This is a genomic window from Pantoea sp. JGM49 (genome assembly GCF_018257655.1).
In the GTDB taxonomy this organism is placed as follows: domain Bacteria; phylum Pseudomonadota; class Gammaproteobacteria; order Enterobacterales; family Enterobacteriaceae; genus Pantoea; species Pantoea communis.
In genome coordinates this window covers 1-20,432 of the sequence record NZ_JAERJM010000003.1, presented here as the reverse complement: position 1 = coordinate 20,432, position 20,432 = coordinate 1, and the positions used below count along the sequence as shown (strand labels likewise).

At 49.8% G+C, this 20,432-nt stretch carries 16 protein-coding genes; all 16 read left to right on the top strand.

Annotated features, from left to right (window positions below):
- The first annotated feature begins 8 nt into the window (after positions 1-8).
- Positions 9-443, top strand: coding sequence for a protein tyrosine phosphatase (locus JK231_RS06165; protein WP_211728217.1), 435 nt, complete (start codon positions 9-11; stop codon positions 441-443).
- 12 nt (positions 444-455) lie between these two features.
- Positions 456-2,633 (top strand): tyrosine-protein kinase Wzc, encoded by a 2,178-nt coding sequence (gene wzc / locus JK231_RS06160; protein WP_160832700.1) that lies wholly within the window; start codon positions 456-458, stop codon positions 2,631-2,633.
- A 219-nt stretch (positions 2,634-2,852) separates the two neighbouring features.
- The gene (locus JK231_RS06155) at positions 2,853-3,770 is read left to right on the top strand and encodes a glycosyltransferase family 2 protein (protein WP_166932054.1); all 918 of its coding nucleotides are present in this window, start codon (positions 2,853-2,855) and stop codon (positions 3,768-3,770) included.
- 73 nt (positions 3,771-3,843) lie between these two features.
- Entirely contained in the window at positions 3,844-4,596 is a 753-nt protein-coding gene (locus tag JK231_RS06150) for a glycosyltransferase family 2 protein (RefSeq protein WP_160832702.1), read from the top strand.
- An 85-nt stretch (positions 4,597-4,681) separates the two neighbouring features.
- The gene (locus tag JK231_RS06145) at positions 4,682-5,716 is read left to right on the top strand and encodes a glycosyltransferase (RefSeq protein ID WP_034824783.1); all 1,035 of its coding nucleotides are present in this window, start codon (positions 4,682-4,684) and stop codon (positions 5,714-5,716) included.
- A gap of 179 nt (positions 5,717-5,895) precedes the next feature.
- A complete protein-coding gene (locus JK231_RS06140) occupies positions 5,896-8,106 on the top strand; it encodes a phage tailspike protein (protein ID WP_034825254.1) in 2,211 nt (736 codons plus the stop codon).
- Positions 8,107-8,303: 197 nt separating this feature from the next.
- Positions 8,304-9,566, top strand: coding sequence for a colanic acid biosynthesis pyruvyl transferase WcaK (wcaK, locus tag JK231_RS06135; protein WP_097116651.1), 1,263 nt, complete (start codon positions 8,304-8,306; stop codon positions 9,564-9,566).
- 3 nt (positions 9,567-9,569) lie between these two features.
- Complete coding sequence (locus tag JK231_RS06130; protein ID WP_034824779.1) at positions 9,570-10,793, top strand: glycosyltransferase; 1,224 nt, start codon at positions 9,570-9,572, stop codon at positions 10,791-10,793.
- Entirely contained in the window at positions 10,790-12,130 is a 1,341-nt protein-coding gene (locus JK231_RS06125; RefSeq protein ID WP_211728216.1) for an MOP flippase family protein, read from the top strand. Before JK231_RS06130 ends, JK231_RS06125 begins: the two co-directional genes overlap by 4 nt.
- Positions 12,131-12,440: 310 nt before the next feature.
- Positions 12,441-13,334 carry a UTP--glucose-1-phosphate uridylyltransferase GalF gene (gene galF / locus JK231_RS06120; RefSeq protein ID WP_166932058.1) on the top strand — a complete coding sequence of 298 codons (894 nt, stop codon included), beginning with the start codon at positions 12,441-12,443 and terminating at the stop codon, positions 13,332-13,334.
- A gap of 44 nt (positions 13,335-13,378) precedes the next feature.
- On the top strand, positions 13,379-14,392 hold the full coding sequence (gene galE / locus JK231_RS06115; protein ID WP_211728215.1) for a UDP-glucose 4-epimerase GalE: 1,014 nt from the start codon (positions 13,379-13,381) through the stop codon (positions 14,390-14,392).
- A gap of 531 nt (positions 14,393-14,923) precedes the next feature.
- A complete protein-coding gene (locus tag JK231_RS06110; protein WP_211728214.1) occupies positions 14,924-16,339 on the top strand; it encodes a mannose-1-phosphate guanylyltransferase/mannose-6-phosphate isomerase in 1,416 nt (471 codons plus the stop codon).
- Positions 16,340-16,353: 14 nt separating this feature from the next.
- Positions 16,354-17,730, top strand: coding sequence for a phosphomannomutase CpsG (gene cpsG, locus JK231_RS06105; RefSeq protein WP_211728213.1), 1,377 nt, complete (start codon positions 16,354-16,356; stop codon positions 17,728-17,730).
- Between the two features lie 3 nt (positions 17,731-17,733).
- Positions 17,734-18,531 carry an ABC transporter permease gene (locus tag JK231_RS06100; RefSeq protein ID WP_211728212.1) on the top strand — a complete coding sequence of 266 codons (798 nt, stop codon included), beginning with the start codon at positions 17,734-17,736 and terminating at the stop codon, positions 18,529-18,531.
- Positions 18,528-19,826: an ABC transporter ATP-binding protein gene (locus JK231_RS06095; RefSeq protein WP_211728211.1), complete on the top strand. Its 1,299-nt coding sequence runs from the start codon at positions 18,528-18,530 to the stop codon at positions 19,824-19,826. The genes JK231_RS06100 and JK231_RS06095 overlap by 4 nt, the downstream gene beginning before the upstream one ends.
- A gap of 9 nt (positions 19,827-19,835) precedes the next feature.
- Positions 19,836-20,432: methyltransferase domain-containing protein (locus JK231_RS06090; protein WP_211728210.1), on the top strand; the 597-nt coding region annotated here is incomplete at its 3' end.

Below are 20,432 nucleotides of genomic sequence, written 5' to 3'. Positions count from 1 at the left end.
GTTTCAGTATGATCAAGTCCGTGTTAGTCGTCTGCGTCGGTAATATCTGCCGCTCCCCAACAGGGGAGCGTCTGTTCCAACGCGCGCTACCTTCAACTCGGGTGGCTTCTGCAGGGCTAGGCGCTCTGAAGGGGTTCCCGGCAGACCAGACCGCCAGCGACGTTGCCGCCGAACATGGCGTGTCGCTGGAAGGCCATCATGCTCAGCAGTTAACGGCCAGTATGTGCCGTGACTATGACCTGATTCTGGTAATGGAGAAGCGCCACGTTGAGCAGGTCAATCGCATCGACCCAGCCGCACGCGGAAAAACCATGCTCATTGGGCACTGGCTCAATCAGCAGGAAATTGCGGATCCGTACAAAAAAAGTCGCGAGGCCTTTGAAGAGGTCTACGGGTTACTGGAAAACGCTACCCAGAAATGGGTCAACGTACTAAGCCGATAGTTGGGAATACCCATGAATATTAAAAACAAGGTTATGACTGCGCCAAAGGAAGATTCGAGTGGATGGGATCTGGCGCATCTTGTGGGACAGCTAATTGATCATCGCTGGATCATCGTGGCCGTTACCGCCTTCTTCATGTTGGCCGGAACGCTCTACACACTGTTTGCAACGCCTATTTACAGCGCCGATGCCATGGTTCAGGTAGAGCAGAAAAACACGGCTTCTGTTCTGAATGAATTGCAGGATGTGCTGCCAACCACGCCAGCATCTGATACGGAAATTCAGATTGTTGAATCGCGTATGGTGCTGGGTAAAACGGTTAATGACCTCGGTCTGGACACCGTGGTGCAGCAGAATTACTTCCCGGTTATTGGTAAAGGTTTATCTCGCCTGATGGGCAATAAGCCGGCGCAAATTGCTATCTCGCGTCTGGAAATTCCACGCTCCATCGACAAGCGTACCGTCGAGCTGGAAGTGACCGGTCCACAGACTTACACCGTTACCAAAGATGGCGATGAGCTGTTCAAAGGTCGTGTGGGTCAGATGGAGCAGCACGGTGATGTCACTATGCTGGTCAGCGGCATTCAGGCTGACGAAGGCACCAGCTTCAACGTCACTAAGCTGAGCGATCTGCAGGCGATTAAAAACGTGCTGGGCGCGCTGACCGTTGCCGACAAAGGTAAAACCACCGGTGTGCTGGGCCTTGAGTTCCAGGATGAAGATCCAGAGCAGGCGAGTCGCGTCCTGAACCAGATCGTGAATAACTATCTGTTGCAGAACGTGGACCGCAAGTCTGAGCAGGCTGAGAAGAGCCTGGAGTTCCTGCGCAACCAGCTGCCACAAGTGCGTAGCAGTCTGGATGATGCGGAGAACAAGCTCAACGCCTATCGCCGCCAGAATGAATCGGTGGATATGTCGCTGGAAGCGAAATCGGCTCTCGACTCATCCGTTAGCGTGCAGAGCCAGTTGAACGAACTGACCTTCAAAGAAGCTGAAGTGTCACAGCTCTACACCAAAGATCACCCGACTTACCGCGCGCTGCTGGAAAAACGCAAAACCCTGGAAGACGAGCAGGCAAAACTGAACAAGAAAATTGCCGGTATGCCGCAAACCCAACAGGAAATTCTGCGTCTGACACGTGATGTGCAGTCAGGTCAGGAAATCTACATGCAGTTGCTGAATCGCCAGCAAGAGCTGGGAATCAGTAAAGCCAGTACCGTGGGTGATGTGCGCATCATCGACCGTGCGGAAACCGCCGGTAGCCCGGTGGCACCGAAGAAACTGTTGATTATTGCCGCCAGCTTTATTCTGGGTCTGATTCTCTCTGTGGGTCTGGTGCTGCTGAAAGCGCTGTTCCATCACGGTATTGAGAATCCTGAGCAGCTGGAAGAGCTGGGCATGAACGTCTATGCCAGCGTACCGCTGTCAGAGTGGCAACGTAAGAAAGATACCGAAGCCCTGGCGCGTCGTGGTCACAAAGAGAAGAGTGACCCACATAATACGCTGCTGGCGTTGGGTAATCCGACCGACCTCTCCATCGAAGCGATTCGCAGCCTGCGTACCAGCCTGCACTTCGCGATGATGGAAGCCAAAAACAACATTCTGATGATTACCGGTGCCAGCCCGGGTATTGGTAAAACCTTTATCTGTGCCAACCTGGCGACTCTGGTATCGAAAGCAGGCCAGCGTGTGCTGTTCATCGATGGTGATATGCGCCGTGGTTATACCCATGAGCTGCTTGGTTCGGAAAACAAAATGGGTCTCTCCAATGTGTTGTCCGGCAAGAGTGAGTTCTCCCCGGCCATGATTCAGAAAGGCGTGTACGGTTTTGATTTCCTGCCACGCGGTCAGGTACCACCGAACCCGTCTGAACTGCTGATGCATCGTCGCATGAGTGAGTTACTGGATTGGGCGAGCAAGAACTACGACCTGGTGTTGATTGATACCCCACCGATTCTGGCGGTGACCGATGCTTCCATCATCGGTAAGTTGGCCGGTACGTCGCTGATGGTGGCGCGTTTCGAAACCAACACCACTAAAGAGTTGGATGTCAGCTACAAGCGCTTCGCGCAGAACGGTATCGAGATTAAGGGCGTCATCCTTAACGCCGTGGTACGTAAAGCGTCGAATGCCTACGGTTATGGCTACGACTACTACAACTACGAATACGGCAAAGAAACCAAAAGCTAAGTAACACTCAGGGGCGGATTATCCGCCCCTTTTTATGGTGCGTTTTGAACCGCGAAAATACACACAGCACAAACTTTCATAGGAACCTCCGTGATGGAACGCAGCAGCTCAATGAGAAAGAGAAATAACGGTATGATTTTTCAGAACACAGCCGATTCCTTTCTGAGGTCTGTCCGCGCTACCGTTAAATCTGGAACAGCTGTTTAAGAGGTGCTGGCAATGCAGGACATCCGCTTCTCAATTGTAATTCCCGCGTACAACGCGTCGAAATCAATTGTCACGACGCTAGATTGTGTCAAAGCGCAAACCTATCGCAATTTTGAAGTCATTATCGTCGATGACAAATCGGCTGATGCAGACGAACTGGCGCAGGTCGTACGCAGTGAGCGTTATCAGGATCTGGACATCAAGCTGGAACTGTCCCAGATCAAACTGAACGGTGCGGGCGCCCGCAATAAGGGTATTGAACTGGCTGAAGGCGATTTCATTAGCTTCCTTGATGCCGATGATGAGTGGGCTGCCGATAAGCTGCTGACCGTGCACGACACCATTAGCAAACTGGAGGCACAGGGCAAATCGCGCTATGTGATTTTCAGCCAGGTAAACATTCATCAGGACGGTAGCTTCCTGAAAGTAATGCCGATGCAGCCGCCGGGCAAAAACGAAACCGTGGCGGAGTATCTGTTCGGCTGTTACGGATTTATTCAGACCAGCACCATTGTGCTGAAGCGCGAAGATGCCGACAAAATCCGTTTTGATGCACGCTACATTCGCCATCAGGATTATGACTTTTGCATCCGCGCCGATCGTATGGGCTACGAGTTCGTGATGATCGATAAACCTTTGGCAACGTATCACCTGGTGACCAAATTTGGTTCCAAACACAAAGGCGAGTCGGTGAAGTACTCCTTCTTCTGGCTGGACACCATGAAGCCGCACCTCACGGCACGTGACGTCCATACCTATAAGGCGTTCAAGCTGCCGCTGCGCTACAAGATGGATGGTAAATCACTGCAGGCGAGCCTCAGTTTCGCGCGCTACTTCTTCCTGACCAACCGTGATAACCGGGCTTATTTCCTGAATCGACTGTTCGATAAGGTGAAGTCTCGCTTCTCTGGCGGGCGAGCCGTCTCCTGATTCACTTTATAAAATTTTCACTTGCTCCCGCACCGGGAGCAATTTTTTGGTTCCTGACACTCCGGGTATGCAAATGACAAATCATGTTGGCACCGTCGGTATTGTGATGCCGATGTATAACGCGCGTAAAACGGTATTGCGTGCGGTAGAGTCGATCGTCAATCAGACCTATAGCGACTGGCATCTTTATTTAATAAATGATCAGTCCACCGATGATTCGCTGGCCTATGTACGCGAACACTGCACTGATGCGCGCATCACCATTCTTAACAATGAAGTCAACCTCGGTGCGGCGGAAACACGTAACGTGGGTCTGCGTGCCGCGCAAGAAGAGATTATTGCGTTTCTCGACAGTGACGACGAATGGCACGTCGATAAACTTGCCGAACAGACTGCGGCGATCGCGGCGGGTGATGATTTTGTCATCACGCATTATCACTACAAAACCAAAACCGCCGACCACGATATTCTCTACAGCAAACCCTATCTGCAGCAGGAAAACTTCGTGAAGAAGCAGTATCGCGTCTGCTTCTCTTCCGTGTGTTTCCGCCGTCCCCCTCAGGGCATCTTCTTCCAGCGTAAAGGGCATGAAGATTTCCTGTTCCTCTACGAACTGTTCCTCCGCTACAAGCAAGCTCGGGTGATCCAGAAGACGCTGGTCAACTATTACGAGCTGGGCGACTCACTCTCGCGCAATAAGAATAAAGCGGCGAAATGGCACCTCGAATTATTAAGAATTATCTATAAAAACAATCCGTTAAAAATCTATTACTATTACGGCTGGTATATGGTGAACGGCGTTCTCTTCACCCTGAAGCATCGTTAAGACCCGGCATCCTTCGTGTTGTTACGACGTGAGCAGCACGAAGGCGTTGGGCCTTAAGTTCACATTTTGAGGTGGAAAGCGTTTTATGAAAAAGATTGTTTTAGTGATTAAGGATGCCTACTCCTACGCGGGCACAGAAAACATCTGTAATTTCATGTCGGAGTGCCTCGGAGAGCAGCACGCCGTCACCATTTATTCGCTGGAAGGACACGGCAAAACCTTTTATCCGTTCGATCGCGTGAAAGAGATCGTCAGTTTTGAAGGGCACAGCAACCCGATTAAAAGCGCTGTGGCAAGCATTCATCAGCAAGGCTTCGACAGCGTATTTCTGATCAGCATGGGTCGCCTGAGCGTGATGTTCGCCTTCTGGAACCTGATGGCGATGAAGAAAAAACGCTTTAAAGCCTACGCCTGTGAACACATCGCGATTAACTCCTTCAGCAAGCCGATCAAAGCGCTGAAATGGATGCTGCTGCGCTATTACGACCAGGTCATCGTGCTGACGGACAAAGATCATCAGGTGTTCAGCCGCTGGAATATCGCCAGCAAGCAGATCCCCAATCCGGTGGTGTACAAGGCCTTTCAGCGCCAAAGCCGCAGCCGTCAGGCGCTGGCGGTGGGGCGTCTGGATAATCAAAAAGGCTTCGACCTGCTGCTGGATATCTGGGCCGACTTCAGTAAAACCCATCCTGAATGGAAGCTGGTGATCGCGGGTGACGGCGAACTGCGTCAGCAACTGCACGATCAGGCTGCGGCGTTGGGCATTACCCATAGCGTTAACTTCGTCGGCAAAGTCAGCAACATCAACGATTACTACCGTGACAGCGACATGGCGCTGATGACCTCGCGTTATGAGGGCTTGCCACTGGTGCTGCTCGAAGCGAAATCCTGGTCATTGCCGGTGGTGGCTTATGACTGCCCAACCGGCCCGCAGGAGATTATCAATCACGGTGAAGATGGGTTCCTGGTGCCGATGAATGACAAATCAACGTTCCTGGCGCGCATGGAACAGCTGGCCAGTGACGATAGCCTGTTTTACGCCATGAGCGAAAAAACCAAAGAAACTGCGCTGAAGTTTGACGGTAACCAGATCAAACAAAGCTGGCTAGCCTTGGTTTAGCCAAATATTTCATGCCGCAGGAAGGCGGCAAGTGCTTGAGTCCCCGTGAGCTTACTCTAGTAAGTGACAGGGGCGAAGGTAGGCAGCCAACGCCCCTGTGGCGTGAAGTATGACGGCTAAATGCCTCCGGGATCACATTTATGGCTGTTACGCAGCCCCATGACCACGGGATTGAAAGCATGAAAAGAAGAGAAGTCTTGCAAACTGCAGCCTCCTCCATTGTTGCCGCGCTCTCAGTGAGCGCATTTTCCAGCTATGCGGCAAAAAGTGGTCAACCGGCTTTGAAAGCTGTCGATCCGTCCAGCGTACCGCAGGGCGATGTACCAATTTTAACGCCAGAAAATGTCTACACCATGCCACCACAGTTTTGGCAGAACTTTGAGGGCAAATTGTGGATCGGGCAGGCCGGTCAGGATGCCAGCAAAGCGGGCAATCAGATTCCGGTCTTCCTGCGCGATGCCAGCGGTAAAGTGTCACAAATCAGCCAGCCCATTGCGCTAAATAAGGGCAACTTCGCGCAATTCATCCACGATAATGCAGCGTTGATCGCCAATCCTGCTCACTCCATGGTGGTGGAAGACGATCAAGGGAATACGCTGTTTTCGATTGCAGATGTTTCACGACCGAATCCGAGTAACTTTAGCCAGCGTCTGGCGCAGCCGAATGGCTATCAGCTGATTGGCGAAATCCCGTCGGTTGAGGAGTTAAGGAAAACGCGTCCGCTGTTCGCGGGTGCCAAAATCAAGCTGAAAAGCTGGCATGAAGGCTTAGAAGTGGGCGGCGGGGAATTCGTTGGCGCTTTTGGTGACGGCAAAGATGATGGCGGCGTTATCTTCAGTGGTAAAGGCTTCTATTGGCGTCGCGTGGTTGAAGATTTTAACCGCCTGACGCTGTTCGATTTTGGCGCTATTGCCGATGCCAAAACCGATGCCGCACCGGCGATAAAAGCCATGTATCAATGGTCAATTGATGCCAATCAGCAGATCTGTGTGCAGTTCCCGGCAGGCAATTTCTTCGTCACCGAGTGCGATTTCGGTAATGAAGAACGACGCTACTTCCGTATCTCCGGCGCGATGGTCAATTTTGGCTATTTCCCGGCGACCACGCTGACTTCAGACGGTCGCTCTGAATTCCTGTTCCAGGTGAACGCGCGTTGGACTGAAATCTCCAATCTGATTTTCAACGGTCAAAACGACAAGCGACCGAATAAGCAGGGGCTGTTCCGCAACACGTGTCCCGGCGGGCAATTTTTCCGTGGTGCCTGCCTGCGACTCAATCAGGTTGGCGGGGTGTCGTTGAGCTTACTGGATACGCTGGATTGTAAAATCGACCAGTGGTACGCCAATGCCTGTACCGGTGATGTGATCAAAGCCAGTTGGTCGGGCCAAAAGGCGGGCGCCTGGGATCACAGCACGGCGATTGAACTTTCCAACTTCAACGCCCAGCACTGTAAAGGCGGTAAGGTGTTGAATCTGCCACGTTGCAGCCAGTCGATCATTCATAACGGCTGGATCGAGCACAGTGAGTTTCCCGGTGACATTTCCAATGGGCAGTGGATTATCGATGCGCTCAGCATTGAAGACTGTAAAAATCCGCTGATTGCGCACAACTCGCGACTGAACATGCGCCAGACCAACCTGCAGGCGGGGAGTTGGATCGACAACTCGATGGAAGGCGAGCGTTGGCTCAACATCTGGGAGATGGGATCAACGCGCGTGGAATCTTACGGTGTCGCCATCGATGGCAGCCTGAAATACAACTACATCACCTCACGCTTCCGCCTGGCGAATAACACCAACCAGGAAACCTGGTTTGAACTCGGCAACTTCTACTCACCTACGGTGGGAGACAGCTGGGAGATCGAGGTGTTTGGTCAATCGCAATTCAATAATGGCACGGCTAATCAGCCCTTAATGAACGTCATTGATGGTAAAGGCACCGGCGGTCGTGCGGTTATTCATCTGCAACGCAAAACCAAAAATGCGGAAGCCAGCTGGTCTGCCGAAGGCAGTTCACCCGTGGTGGATGTCCGCTTTGAACCGCGCTCAGAGACGGACACGAAAGTGTTCGTCAAGCTGGCTGGTTGGACACCCACCACCGCTATTTTGATTAAAAGCACCGCCAAGGACCGCTTCCTTACCGGACGCTGTGCGCGTGTGGATGCCACCATGGCGCAGGGCAGTCCTGCCAGCGGCAGCCAGCAAGCACCGCAGCGCTTCAGTCTGCACAACGGTAAAGCGGGTATAGGCGGTAACGAGCAGGGCGATCTGCTGCTGGCCTCGCGCGCGCTGAAACCGGAGCAGGTAGATACGCGTGAGCCGAAAGGATTTGTCTCGGTGGTGATTAACGGCGAACAGGTGGCGTTACCCTATTTTGCGGTGAAGTCGTAATGCAGTAACCGGAGAGGGCGCAGCCGTTTGCGCCCTCTCCGGGAAAGGTTGGGAGCGGCCTGCAGGTCGCCCGTTTGAGGACAGATTTTCTATTTTGGGCATTGTTCCCATTGCAGTTTTTTAACACAGAGTTCACTTTGCCCGTGCAGGAAATGACGTGGCTTGTAAAAAATTAAAAAAATTTTTCTGGAGTGTTTATGAAGATTTTATTGGTGGGAAACCATACCTGTGGAAATCGTGGGGATGGCGCGATTTTACGTGGACTGATCGACTCTTTGCAGTCTGCGCGTGGCGACCTCGATATTGATGTGATCAGTCGTTATCCAACAAGCTCCGGGTACTTATTGCAACAGGATATCCAGCAGGATTCCTTGTTTCTGCATAACAGCAAATCAGCGAAAGGGCTGGTGGGCAGCGTTAAACGTAAAGTGGCCAACCGCCTGATGCCCGAAATCATGATGGCGCATCTGGGCAAGGGTGGCCTGTACAAATCGTTCTCTGTGCCGCCCCATCTGGCGCAGTTCACCAAAAGTCTGGAACAGTATGACGCCATCATTCAGGTGGGCGGTTCGTTCTTCGTCGATCTTTATGGTGTGACGCAGTTTGACCACGCGCTCTGTGCATTGATGGCGAAAAAGCCGCTGCACATGGTCGGTCACTCCGTGGGACCCTTTGAGAACCCCCGCGTGAATGCGCTGGCCAATTTCGTGTTTGATCGCGTCGATAGCCTGGTGCTGCGTGAAGAGGTCAGCTTCGATCGCCTGAAACAAGACGGCGTCACCACCAGCCGCGTGAAGAAGGGCGTCGATACCGCCTTCCTGGTGAAAGCGCGTGATGTGGAGAATCCGAGCCACAACCTGCTACACTGGAAAAACATCATCAGCGCACGCAAAACCATCGCCATCACCGTGCGTGAACTGGCACCGTTCGATAAACGTCTCGGCGTGACGCAGAAAGAGTACGAAGCGGCCTTTGGGAAAGTCATCAACGCGATGATTGCCGAGGGCTATCAGGTGGTGGCTTTCTCTACCTGTACCGGCATCGACAGCTACGCCAAAGACGACCGCATGGTCGCGCTGACGCTGCGTGATCACGTCGATAATCCCGATCATTACCATGTCATCATGGACGAGTTCAACGACCTCGAACTCGGCATCCTGCTAAGCCATTGTCACCTGACTATTGGCACCCGCCTGCACTCCGCCATCATTTCCATGAACTTCGGTACCCCAGCCGTGGCCATCAACTATGAGCACAAATCGCTCGGCGTGATGAAACAGCTTGGATTGCCGCAGATGGCCACCGACGTGCAGAGCCTGATGGATGGTTCGCTGATCGATAAAGTACAAACCGTACTGGCGGACTACGACAACGTGAAACGCAAAGTGGACACCGCGGTGGCGCAGGAGCGTGAAATTGGTAACCGCATTACGGCAGAAATTCTCAACGTGCTGGGGTAAGTGATGAAGCTGACCTTTTTCACCATGCGTTTTCCGGTTGCCTCTGAGACGTTTGTCCTCAATCAGGTAACGCATTTCATCGATGCAGGCTATGACGTGGAGATCATCTCCGTGTTTCCGGGCGATATGATCAATCGCCACGCCGCGTTCGATGATTACAATCTGGCGGCGAAAACTCACTATTTACTGCCGGAAGAGAAAGTTTCGAATCTCGATAAGCTGACGCAGCGCATTGGTTTGATGCTGCCGAAAATCGCGAAGCCGGCGTTAATCAAATCACTCAACGTCGGCCGCTACGGCCAGCAGGCGAAAAAGCTGCTGCTGCCGGCGATTGTTGCTAACGCGAAGCAAACCTTCACCGCGGATGTGTTTCTGGTGCACTTTGGTTATGCCGGTGCGCTGGCCAACAAACTGCGTGAGCTCGGCGTGCTGAAAGGCAAGCAGGCGACGGTGTTCCACGGCGCGGATATTTCGCGCCGTCACATTCTCGAAGAGCACAAGCTCGATTACGTCAACCTGTTCAAACAGAGCGAGTTGATGTTACCCATCAGCCATTTGTGGGAGAACAAGCTGATTGAGATGGGTTGTCCACGCGAGAAGGTGCACGTGACGCGCATGGGCATCGAGCCTGAGAAGTTTAACTTCAGGCCGCGTGAGGCGTTTCATCAGCCGCTGCGAATTGTTTCGGTCGCGCGTTTGACCGAGAAAAAGGGCTTAGACGTGGCGGTAAAAGCCAGCGAAATTCTGCGCAACAACGGTGGGCAGTTCGAGTTCACCATCATCGGCAACGGTGAGCAGGACGGCATGATGCGTGAACACATCGCGCGTGCCGGACTGGAAGCCTTTGTCACTATGCCTGGTTTCAAGCCGCAGGAGGAGATTCGTCAGGCGTTGAATGATGCTGATATCTTCCTGCTACCGTCGAAAACCGCAGCCGATGGCGACATGGAAGGCATTCCGGTGGCGTTGATGGAAGCGATGGCGGTGGGGCTGCCGGTGGTTTCGACCTATCACAGCGGCATCCCGGAGCTGATTCAGAACAACGTCAGCGGCTGGCTGGTCTCCGAAAACGATGCCGAAGAGTTGGCTGACACGCTGCTGCGTCTGTCACGCGGTGATGTCGATGTCGCGCCGGTCGTGGCTGCTGCGCGACACAAAGTGGAAACCGAGTTCAATCAGCACATCGCTTATGGCGAGCTGGCTAAAATTCTGGAGCGCATGGTGTGAGCGGATTAAAAAAACAGGCCGTCTGGCTGTTTGGCAGTACCTGCTTCGCGGCATTGCTGCAGGTGTTACAGCTCAGCGTTCTGGCGCGAAAACTGGAAGCGCATGAGTTGGGTTTATTAGCCATTATCAACGCCATTCTGGCGGTGGCAACGGTGTTGCAGGATATGGGGATGAGCAGCTACATCGTGCATCGCCAGGACATCAACCGCCGCCAGCAGAGTACGATTTATTGGGTCAACGTCTCACTCAGCTTGTGTACCGGCTTGATTATGCTGGCAATTGCCTTCCCGGTGGCGTGGTTCTATCACCTGCCTGAATTGACCGGGCTGATCATGCTCACCAGCCTCAACTTCCTCGTGCTGGGACATCTGTCGCAGTATCAGGCGCACTATGTGAAATCCAAACGTATGGTGACGCTGGCGAAGATTGAGATGGCCACCAAGTTGTTCGCGTTCATCTGTACCGTGGCGATGCTCTACTTCACTTCGCTCACGGTGGCAGCGGCCATCCTTGGGCTGTTCATCAATGCCTTAACGCGCATCCTGTGCATGATCTACTTCGGGGAGAAGTCGTGGCGTCCAACGTGGGAGTTTGAAGGGGCGACCTTCATCAGCGCGGTGCGTTACGGTATCTATCAGCTCGGTTCTCAGACCATCAACCAACTGCGTACCCAGGCGGATGCACTGATTGTGGGTAAAGTGATGGGCGCGGAGATGCTGGGGATCTACTCGCTGGCAAAAGAGTTGATTCTGCAGCCACTGAAACTGGTATCGCCGGTGATTAACCGTCTGGCACTGCCGCGTTTCGCCGAGAAGCAGCACGATCCGGAGCAGCTGAAAAATCTGTTCCTGAAAGGCACCTTCGTCATCATGTTGTTCAGCAGCGCGATGTATCTGGCGATTGGCATTCTCTCTCCGGTCATCGTACGCGTGCTGTATGGCGCATCGCATGAGCAGGTTTACCATCTGATTCCGCTGATGCTGCTGTTCGGCATGCTGCGTCCGATGGGGGGCTTAACCGGCGCGATTTCCCAGGCGAACGGCAAGACTAACGTCGAGTTTTACTGGAATATTGTAGCGAGTCTGGTGGTGGTCGTGGTACTGGCGACAACCTACATCTGGCCGAACGTGCTGTATGTGGCGTTGACGCTCTCCATCTCGCAGGTGCTGATTTCTGCTTTCGCCCATCCGTTCTTTATCAAGCCGGTGATTGGTATCCGCTTTATGCCGTATGCCCGCCAGTGGGTTTCGGTGTCGGTGGTGTTTGTCGGCCTGATGATGCTGGTGAATCACTTCAATCTGTTCGTGATGCCGGAATGGTTTGAGGGCTGGCTGTAAGTTTTAGGATAACGACGCTATCAGCGCGGGTATGAGCTTTGAGCGAGTGCCCGCGCCAAAATCCCCCTCATCCATTCTGCAAATCAATGGTCTTATCCCCAGTGCTTTTTCCATCAATCTCCCACTGTTTTTCAGCAGTTTAGCCGGTTCATTTTCCGTGTCTCAGGCGAAGCGGCAGCCAGGCGTTTTGGCGATTTTTGATGTCGTGACAGAGAGTTAGTGTCGGATTTTCAGATAAAGATTATACTTGCTGCACCGGCCGATCCTGCATAATCGACCCCACGTATTCACTTCATGAAATGGAATAAATATGACCAAGCTTAAAGCAGTAATCCCGGTTGCGGGTCTCGGTATGCATATGCTCCCTGCAACAAAAGCTATCCCGAAAGAGATGCTGCCAATCGTCGATAAACCGATGATTCAATACATCGTTGACGAGTGCGTAGCGGCGGGCATCAAGGAGATTGTGCTGGTCACCCATGCTTCCAAAAATGCAGTGGAAAACCACTTCGACACCACTTATGAGCTGGAAGCGCTGCTTGAAGCGCGCGTAAAACGTCAGCTGCTGAGTGAAGTGCAATCAATCTGTCCTCCTGGCGTAACCATCATGAACGTGCGTCAGGCGAACCCACTGGGTCTCGGCCACTCTGTGCTGTGTGCACGCCCGATGATCGGGGATAACCCGTTCGTGGTGGTACTGCCAGATGTGCTGCTGGATGACTCAACCGCTGACCACCTGCGTTATAACCTCGCGGCGATGGTGGCTCGTTTCGAAGAAACCGGTCACTCTCAGGTGCTGGCGAAACACATGCCGGGCGAAGACCTGACCGAATACGGTGTTCTGACCACCGAGCAGCCAATTGAAAACCCTGGCGACATCAGCACTATTACTAACATTGTTGAGAAACCAGAAGCGGGCCAGCTGGACTCAGATCTGACTGCGGTCGGTCGTTATGTGCTGTCTGCGGATATCTGGCAAGAGCTGGAAAACACCAAGCCGGGTGCTTGGGACCGTATTCAGCTGACCGATGCCATCGCGTCTCTCAGCAAGAAAAAACCGGTAGATGCACAATTGCTGACGGGTACAAGCTTCGACTGTGGTAAAAAAATGGGCTACATGCAGGCATTCGTTTCTTACGGTCTGCGTAACAACGCACAGGGTCGTGATTTCCGCGAAGCTATCCAGAAAATTCTGGCGAAATAATCCATTCTCATGCCGCGCCGCTTGCGCGGTTTAAAGGAGTACACATGGCTATTTTGGTAACGGGCGGAGCAGGGTACATCGGCTCCCATACGGTGCTGGCGCTGTTAGAGCGCGGTGACGACGTTGTAGTCCTGGATAACCTTTGCAACGCTTCGCGCGAAGCGGTTAACCGCGTGGAGAAGCTGTCTGGCAAGAAAGCGGTGTTCGTTAAAGGCGACATCCGCGATCGCGCCTGCTTGCGTGACCTGTTTGCGGCTAACGACATCTCGGCAGTCATTCACTTCGCAGCATTGAAAGCCGTGGGCGAATCCACGCGCATGCCGCTGGAATACTACGAGAACAACGTGGCAGGCACCGTGGTGCTGTTGGAAGAGATGCGCGCCGCTGGCGTGTGGAACTTTATCTTCAGCTCCTCAGCGACCGTGTACGGCGCCGATGCACCGGTTCCTTACGTGGAAACCACGCCAATCGGTGGCACCACCAGCCCTTACGGCACCTCTAAGCTGATGATCGAATTCGTGATGCGCGACTTCGCTAAAGCTGACCCGAATTTCAAAGCCATCGCGCTGCGCTACTTTAACCCGGTTGGCGCGCATGAGTCTGGCGAGATTGGTGAAGACCCAACCGGCATCCCTAACAACCTGCTGCCATATATCGCGCAGGTGGCGATTGGTCGCCTGGAGAAGCTTGGCGTGTTTGGTGATGATTACGACACGCCAGACGGCACCGCACAGCGCGACTACATCCACGTAGTGGATTTGGCCGAAGGCCACCTGAAGGCGCTGGATCATCTGCCGAAAGTCACCGGTTACAAGGCGTATAATCTTGGCGGCGGGGTAGGGTTCTCGGTGCTGGAAATGATTAAAGCGTTCGAGAAGGCTTCTGGTAAGGCGATTCCGTTTGAGTTTAAGCCGCGTCGTGATGGCGATCTGCCGGCGTTCTGGGCGGATGCAAGTCTGGCGAACACCGAGCTGGACTGGCGGGTAACGCGTGGGATTGACGCGATGATGCGCGACACGTGGAACTGGCAGAGTAAGAATCCGGATGGGTTTAAGTAACTCTCGATGAATTGATCAAAACCCGGCATCTGCCGGGTTTTTTTATGGCTAAATTATCTAACATTATGGGTGCCTATTTTTTAATCAATCGAGTGATTTTAGACACAGATTATTCCTAAACCCCCATAGAGATGATTAATGTTCGAACTCCATATACCCTTGTTTGTCCATTAAGGAAATTCGAGCATTAACTGCCAGTAAAAGAAACTATATTGAATCAGGTCAATGGGTTGGATTTAAGCGAAACGCTTGCGTGACATAAAGGTTAGTAACAATCGCATAAGACGATAACCATGTTATTTCATCAGCACAAAATGTATTATTTGTGCTGGCTTTGGTGTTGGCTGAGGCTTGACGAATAATTACCCGTCTCATGTAAGAGAGGCGGAGCACACAAAATTGACTTGTTACACAGCATATTGGTTGCTACAAGCCAAGGGCGGTAGCGTGGCTGTTTTTTATAATGCGTTGAAAAAATAACCCGCTCTAAATTGATAAAGCAGTTTTAAATGACACATTAGAGGTTGAGGAATGTTACTTCCCGTAATTATGGCCGGAGGAACCGGCAGTCGTTTGTGGCCCCTTTCACGCGAACTATATCCAAAGCAATTCATCAGTTTGCATGGGCAGCACTCAATGCTGCAGGAAACCGTCAACCGCTTAACCGGAGTTGAAGCACGCGCTCCTTTGGTTATCTGTAACGAAGAGCACCGCTTCCTGGTCGCCGAACAGCTTCGCCAAATCAACAAGCTTTCTCACAACATCATCCTTGAACCGGTTGGCCGTAATACTGCCCCAGCCATTGCTCTCGCTGCGCTGAATGCGATTGAGCAGGGGGATGACCCTGTACTGCTGGTGTTGGCTGCAGATCATGTCATTGAAAATCGTGCGGCATTCCATCAGGCGATTACTACAGCTACTAAATATGCCAAGCAAGGCCATTTAGTCACCTTTGGTATTGTGCCGACAGGTCCTGAGACAGGCTACGGTTATATCCATCGTGGAAGCCAGATTTCGGATGATTTGAACGCCCCATTCGGCGTACAACGCTTTGTCGAAAAACCTAATCTTAAAACAGCGAAAGATTACCTCGCATCCGGTGAATATTACTGGAACAGCGGCATGTTTATGTTCCGCGCAAAACGTTACCTGCAAGAGCTGGAAAAATTCCGCCCTGATATTCTTGAAGCCTGTCAGCGTGCAATGGCAAACGTGAAAGAAGGCAGCGACTTCATCAGTATTGATAAAGAAGATTTTATTGCTTGTCCTGATGAATCCGTAGATTACGCAGTAATGGAACAAACCGACGCGGCTGTGGTTGTACCATTGGATGCGGGTTGGAGTGATGTAGGTTCATGGTCAGCGCTGTGGGAAGTGAATGAGAAGGATGCTGCGGGTAACTCACTGAAGGGCGACACTTTCCTGCACAACACTAAAAATTGCTATATCAACAGTGAAGACCAGTTGGTTGCAGCCATTGGTGTAGAAGATCTTGTGATCGTAAACACCAAAGATGCCGTACTAGTCGCGCGTAAAGATCAGGTGCAGGACGTTAAACGTGTCGTCGAATTCCTGAAGGCAGAATGTCGTAGTGAGTATCGCCGTCATCGTGAAACCTATTGGCCATGGGGACGTTGCGATCTTATCGTTAACACCGGACGTTTTAACGTAAATCGTATTACGGTGAAACCGGGTGAATCCTTCGAATTACAGATGCATTACCATCGCACTGAACACTGGGTGATTCTGTCTGGTACCGCGAAGGTGACGATTCAGGATAAGACCCTGTTGTTAACCGAAAACCAATCTACCTTCATTCCTATTGGTCACCAGCACACGTTGGAAAACCCTGGCAAAATTCCTTTGGAGCTATTGGAAATCCAGTCTGGTTCATACCTCGGTGATGACGACCTCATTTTGATTAAACAACAGTTTGCAAGTAAGTAAGGACAGACACGATCATGGCAGCACTGACCTGTTTTAAAGCTTATGACATCCGTGGCGAATTAGGCACTGAACTGAACGAAGATATTGCCTACCGCATTGGCCGCGCCTATGGCGAATTTATCCGCCCGAAAACGATCGTGGTGGGCGGTGATGTCCGACTGACCAGCGAATCGTTAAAGCTGGCACTAGCAAATGGGCTGCGGGATGCGGGTACTCATGTTCTGGACATTGGTATGAGCGGAACAGAAGAAATCTACTTTGCCACATTTCATTTAGGTATCGATGGCGGTATTGAAGTAACGGCCAGCCATAATCCGATGAACTACAACGGGATGAAACTGGTAAGAGAAGGTGCGCGCCCGGTAAGCGGTGACACTGGTCTGCGCGACGTTCAGCGACTAGCAGAAGCCAATGATTTTGCTCCAATAGATGAGGATAAACGCGGCAGTTATAAACAGATCTCTGTGCTAGACGCCTATGTCGATCATCTGATGGGCTACATCAACCTGAATAATTTCACTAAGCCGATGAAGCTTGTGATCAACTCAGGTAACGGTGCTGCAGGTCATATCATCGATGAAATTGAAAAACGCTTTAAGCAGGCGAATGCGCCTGTGTCGTTTATTAAAGTGCATCATGAAGCAAACGGGAACTTCCCGAACGGTATTCCTAATCCGCTCTTACCGGAATGTCGCAAAGATACTTCAGATGCAGTGCGTGAACACCAGGCAGATATGGGTATCGCGTTCGACGGGGATTTTGACCGCTGTTTCCTGTTTAATGAGAATGCTGAGTTCATTGAAGGTTACTACATCGTTGGTCTGTTAGCCGAAGCGTTCCTTAAGAAAGAGTCAGGTGCGAAAATCATTCATGATCCGCGTCTGACATGGAACACGATTGATGTGGTAACTAAAGCGGGTGGAAATCCGGTAATGTCTAAAACCGGTCATGCCTTTATCAAAGAGCGCATGCGCGAAGAAGATGCGGTTTATGGTGGCGAGATGAGCGCGCATCACTATTTCCGAGATTTCGCCTATTGCGACAGCGGTATGATTCCGTGGTTACTTGTAGCGGAACTACTAGCGGTGAAAGGTGAGACGCTATCCGGGCTGGTTTCGGAAAGAATGAAGGCGTTTCCATGCAGTGGTGAGATCAACTCTAAAGTCGCTAATGCTAAAGAAAAGATTGAGAAAATAAAGCAACGCTACACTCAACAGGGAGCTGCTGTTGATACGACTGATGGGATCAGTATGGAGTTTTCAACATGGCGCTTCAATTTGAGAACATCGAATACAGAGCCACTCGTAAGGCTTAACGTTGAAACTGTAGAAAGTACAAAATTGATGAAAGAAAAAACTGCAGAGCTAATGGATGCTTTAAATGGTGAATAACGCATGATTAATGGTTTATTAACTGGAATAAATCGCTACCGCGGATTTATTTTTGATAGTATTAAGCGCGATTTCCAATCGCGCTATCAAAGCAGTTTTCTGGGAGCGATATGGCTTGTATTACAACCTGTCGCCATGATTTCGGTTTATACATTAGTTTTTTCTGAACTTATGCGTGCCAGGCTCTCGGATATGTCATCACCTTATGCATATAGTATTTATCTATGCTCAGGTGTTTTAACATGGGGGCTGTTTGCAGAAACACTTAACGGGTTGATTAATGTTTTTTTAAGCAATTCTAATATACTTAAGAAGTTAAGTTTTCCACGTATATGTCTTCCTATTATTGTAACGTGCTCATCAATACTAAATTTTCTAATTATATTCACACTCTTTTTGGTATTTCTTGTTTTAACAGACAACTTTCCAGGGATAGTAATTCTGAGCATGTTGCCTGTACTAATCCTTCAAATGATTTTTACAGTTGGCGTGGGTATCATTTTAGGTGTAATGAATGTATTCGTGAGAGATGTGGGGCAGCTAACGTCAATTTTATTACAGTTCTGGTTTTGGTTTACGCCAATTGTTTATGTAAGTAACACATTACCTGAGTGGGTTCAGGGTGCGTTAGTATATAATCCAATGGCAACAATAATCAAAGCTTACCACAATATCTTTGTTTATAAACAACCACCGGAGTGGGTAACTCTATGGCCAATGGCAATAATTTCAATTGCTTTATTTATATTGGGATGGGCCATGTTTAGAAAACATGCTGCTGATATTGTGGATGAATTATGACTAAAAGTATTTCTGTTAAAAACCTATCAAAAGCATATAAGTTTTACTCTTCTAAATGGAGCCGGGTGATTGAAAAATTTCTTCCTGAAAATAAACCTCTCCATGAAAAAAAGTGGGTTCTGAAAAATATTTCATTTGATGTAGCGCCAGGTGAATCTGTTGGGATTGTGGGTGTTAACGGTGCTGGGAAAAGCACGCTATTAAAGTTGTTAACCGGCACCACCAAATCAACACTTGGTACTGTTTCTATATCCGGACGGGTTGCAGCATTGCTTGAATTAGGAATGGGTTTTCACCCCGATTTTACAGGCAGGCAGAACGTATTCATGTCTGGTTTGATGATGGGACTAAGTCGGGATGAAATTTCAGATTTGTTGCCAGATATTGAAAAATTTGCTGATATAGGTGCTTATATCGATCAACCGGTTCGCATTTATTCAAGTGGTATGCAAATGAGACTAGCTTTTGCAGTCGCTACGTCTTCGAGACCGGATATATTAATTGTTGATGAAGCTCTATCAGTAGGCGATTCAAGGTTTCAGGCAAAATGTTATTCACGTATTGCAGATTTCAAGTCACAAGGTACAACACTTTTATTAGTATCACATAGCGCGGGTGATATTGTTAGACATTGTGATCGTGCCATCTTCTTAAAAAACGGCGAAATTGCTCTGGATGCATCTGCACGTGAAGTGACAAATCGCTATCTTGATGAGCTTTTTGGAAAGTCACTAATTGAAAAAAATGAAGCTCTTAACGACGATATCTCCATAAATCTCAGTCTCATTAGTGAATCCGACAATGATATTTTTCATACACGACCTGGATACCGGCAAGAAGAATATCGCTGGGGACAGGGTGGGGCGAAAATAATAGATTATGACATTCAGGTTAAAGGTAAAAGCTACCCTTCAAACATTATAAGCAATGAAGAAACTGATTTATATTTCAAGACCATTTTCGAAGATGATCATGATAATGTTGTTCCAGGAATCTTAATCAAAACGTTAGATGGCCTCTTTTTGTATGGTACTAATTCCTTTTTAGCTTCTGAGGGAAAAGAAAATATTTCTGTTAGAAAAGGTGATGTCAGAATATTCAGGTTTACATTTCCGATGAATTTGAATGAGGGTCAATATTTAATTTCATTTGGTGTTTCGTCAGGTAACCCTGAATTTGAAATGATTCCGTTAGATCGAAGATATGATTCAATAATCATTCATGTGAGTAAACCCATGAAACTTTGGGGCATTATCGATCTTAAATCATCTTTCGAAAGCTATGACAAAAGGTAAGTTTTAAGCATGAATAATAATCTACACGACCTGATAACAGCATTACCTGAAGTCTATCAAACAATCTTCGGCCATCCTGAGTGGGATGATAATGTTTCTCGTAATTGTAACGAGAGACTTGATGTTATTTATGAAGTTTATACAACTCTCTCAAATAAATTAGGGCGTCCCTTAAAAGTTTTAGATCTCGGTTGTGCTCAGGGCTTCTTTAGTCTGAGTCTTGCAAATAAGGGAGCGACAGTTAAAGGTATTGATTTTCTAGATAAAAACATTGATGTTTGCCGTAAACTAGCTGAAGAAAACGAAAACTTAAATGTTGAATTCGATACGGGGCGCATAGAAGATGTTATTGATAACATTGAGCCCAGAAATTATGATTTGGTAATAGGTTTAAGCGTATTCCACCACTTAGTCCATGAACATGGCGTTGAAAAAGTCAGGAATTTACTATCAAAATTGGCAGACTCTGTTCATGCATTAATACTTGAACTTGCGTTGAAAGAGGAACCACTTTATTGGGGGCCCTCTCTCCCCGAGCAACCTGAAGAATTAATTGAAAGTTGCAAATTTTATAGAATTATTGCTGAATATCAAACTCACTTATCA

Coding starts and splice junctions, on each gene's coding strand:
- JK231_RS06100 (WP_211728212.1), top strand. CDS start 17,734: ATGATTAATGGTTTATTAACTGGAATAAATCGCTACCGCGGATTTATT.
- JK231_RS06110 (WP_211728214.1), top strand. CDS start 14,924: ATGTTACTTCCCGTAATTATGGCCGGAGGAACCGGCAGTCGTTTGTGG.
- JK231_RS06095 (WP_211728211.1), top strand. CDS start 18,528: ATGACTAAAAGTATTTCTGTTAAAAACCTATCAAAAGCATATAAGTTT.
- JK231_RS06165 (WP_211728217.1), top strand. CDS start 9: ATGATCAAGTCCGTGTTAGTCGTCTGCGTCGGTAATATCTGCCGCTCC.
- JK231_RS06155 (WP_166932054.1), top strand. CDS start 2,853: ATGCAGGACATCCGCTTCTCAATTGTAATTCCCGCGTACAACGCGTCG.
- JK231_RS06130 (WP_034824779.1), top strand. CDS start 9,570: ATGAAGCTGACCTTTTTCACCATGCGTTTTCCGGTTGCCTCTGAGACG.
- JK231_RS06145 (WP_034824783.1), top strand. CDS start 4,682: ATGAAAAAGATTGTTTTAGTGATTAAGGATGCCTACTCCTACGCGGGC.
- galE (WP_211728215.1), top strand. CDS start 13,379: ATGGCTATTTTGGTAACGGGCGGAGCAGGGTACATCGGCTCCCATACG.
- wzc (WP_160832700.1), top strand. CDS start 456: ATGAATATTAAAAACAAGGTTATGACTGCGCCAAAGGAAGATTCGAGT.
- wcaK (WP_097116651.1), top strand. CDS start 8,304: ATGAAGATTTTATTGGTGGGAAACCATACCTGTGGAAATCGTGGGGAT.
- galF (WP_166932058.1), top strand. CDS start 12,441: ATGACCAAGCTTAAAGCAGTAATCCCGGTTGCGGGTCTCGGTATGCAT.
- JK231_RS06150 (WP_160832702.1), top strand. CDS start 3,844: ATGACAAATCATGTTGGCACCGTCGGTATTGTGATGCCGATGTATAAC.
- cpsG (WP_211728213.1), top strand. CDS start 16,354: ATGGCAGCACTGACCTGTTTTAAAGCTTATGACATCCGTGGCGAATTA.
- JK231_RS06140 (WP_034825254.1), top strand. CDS start 5,896: ATGAAAAGAAGAGAAGTCTTGCAAACTGCAGCCTCCTCCATTGTTGCC.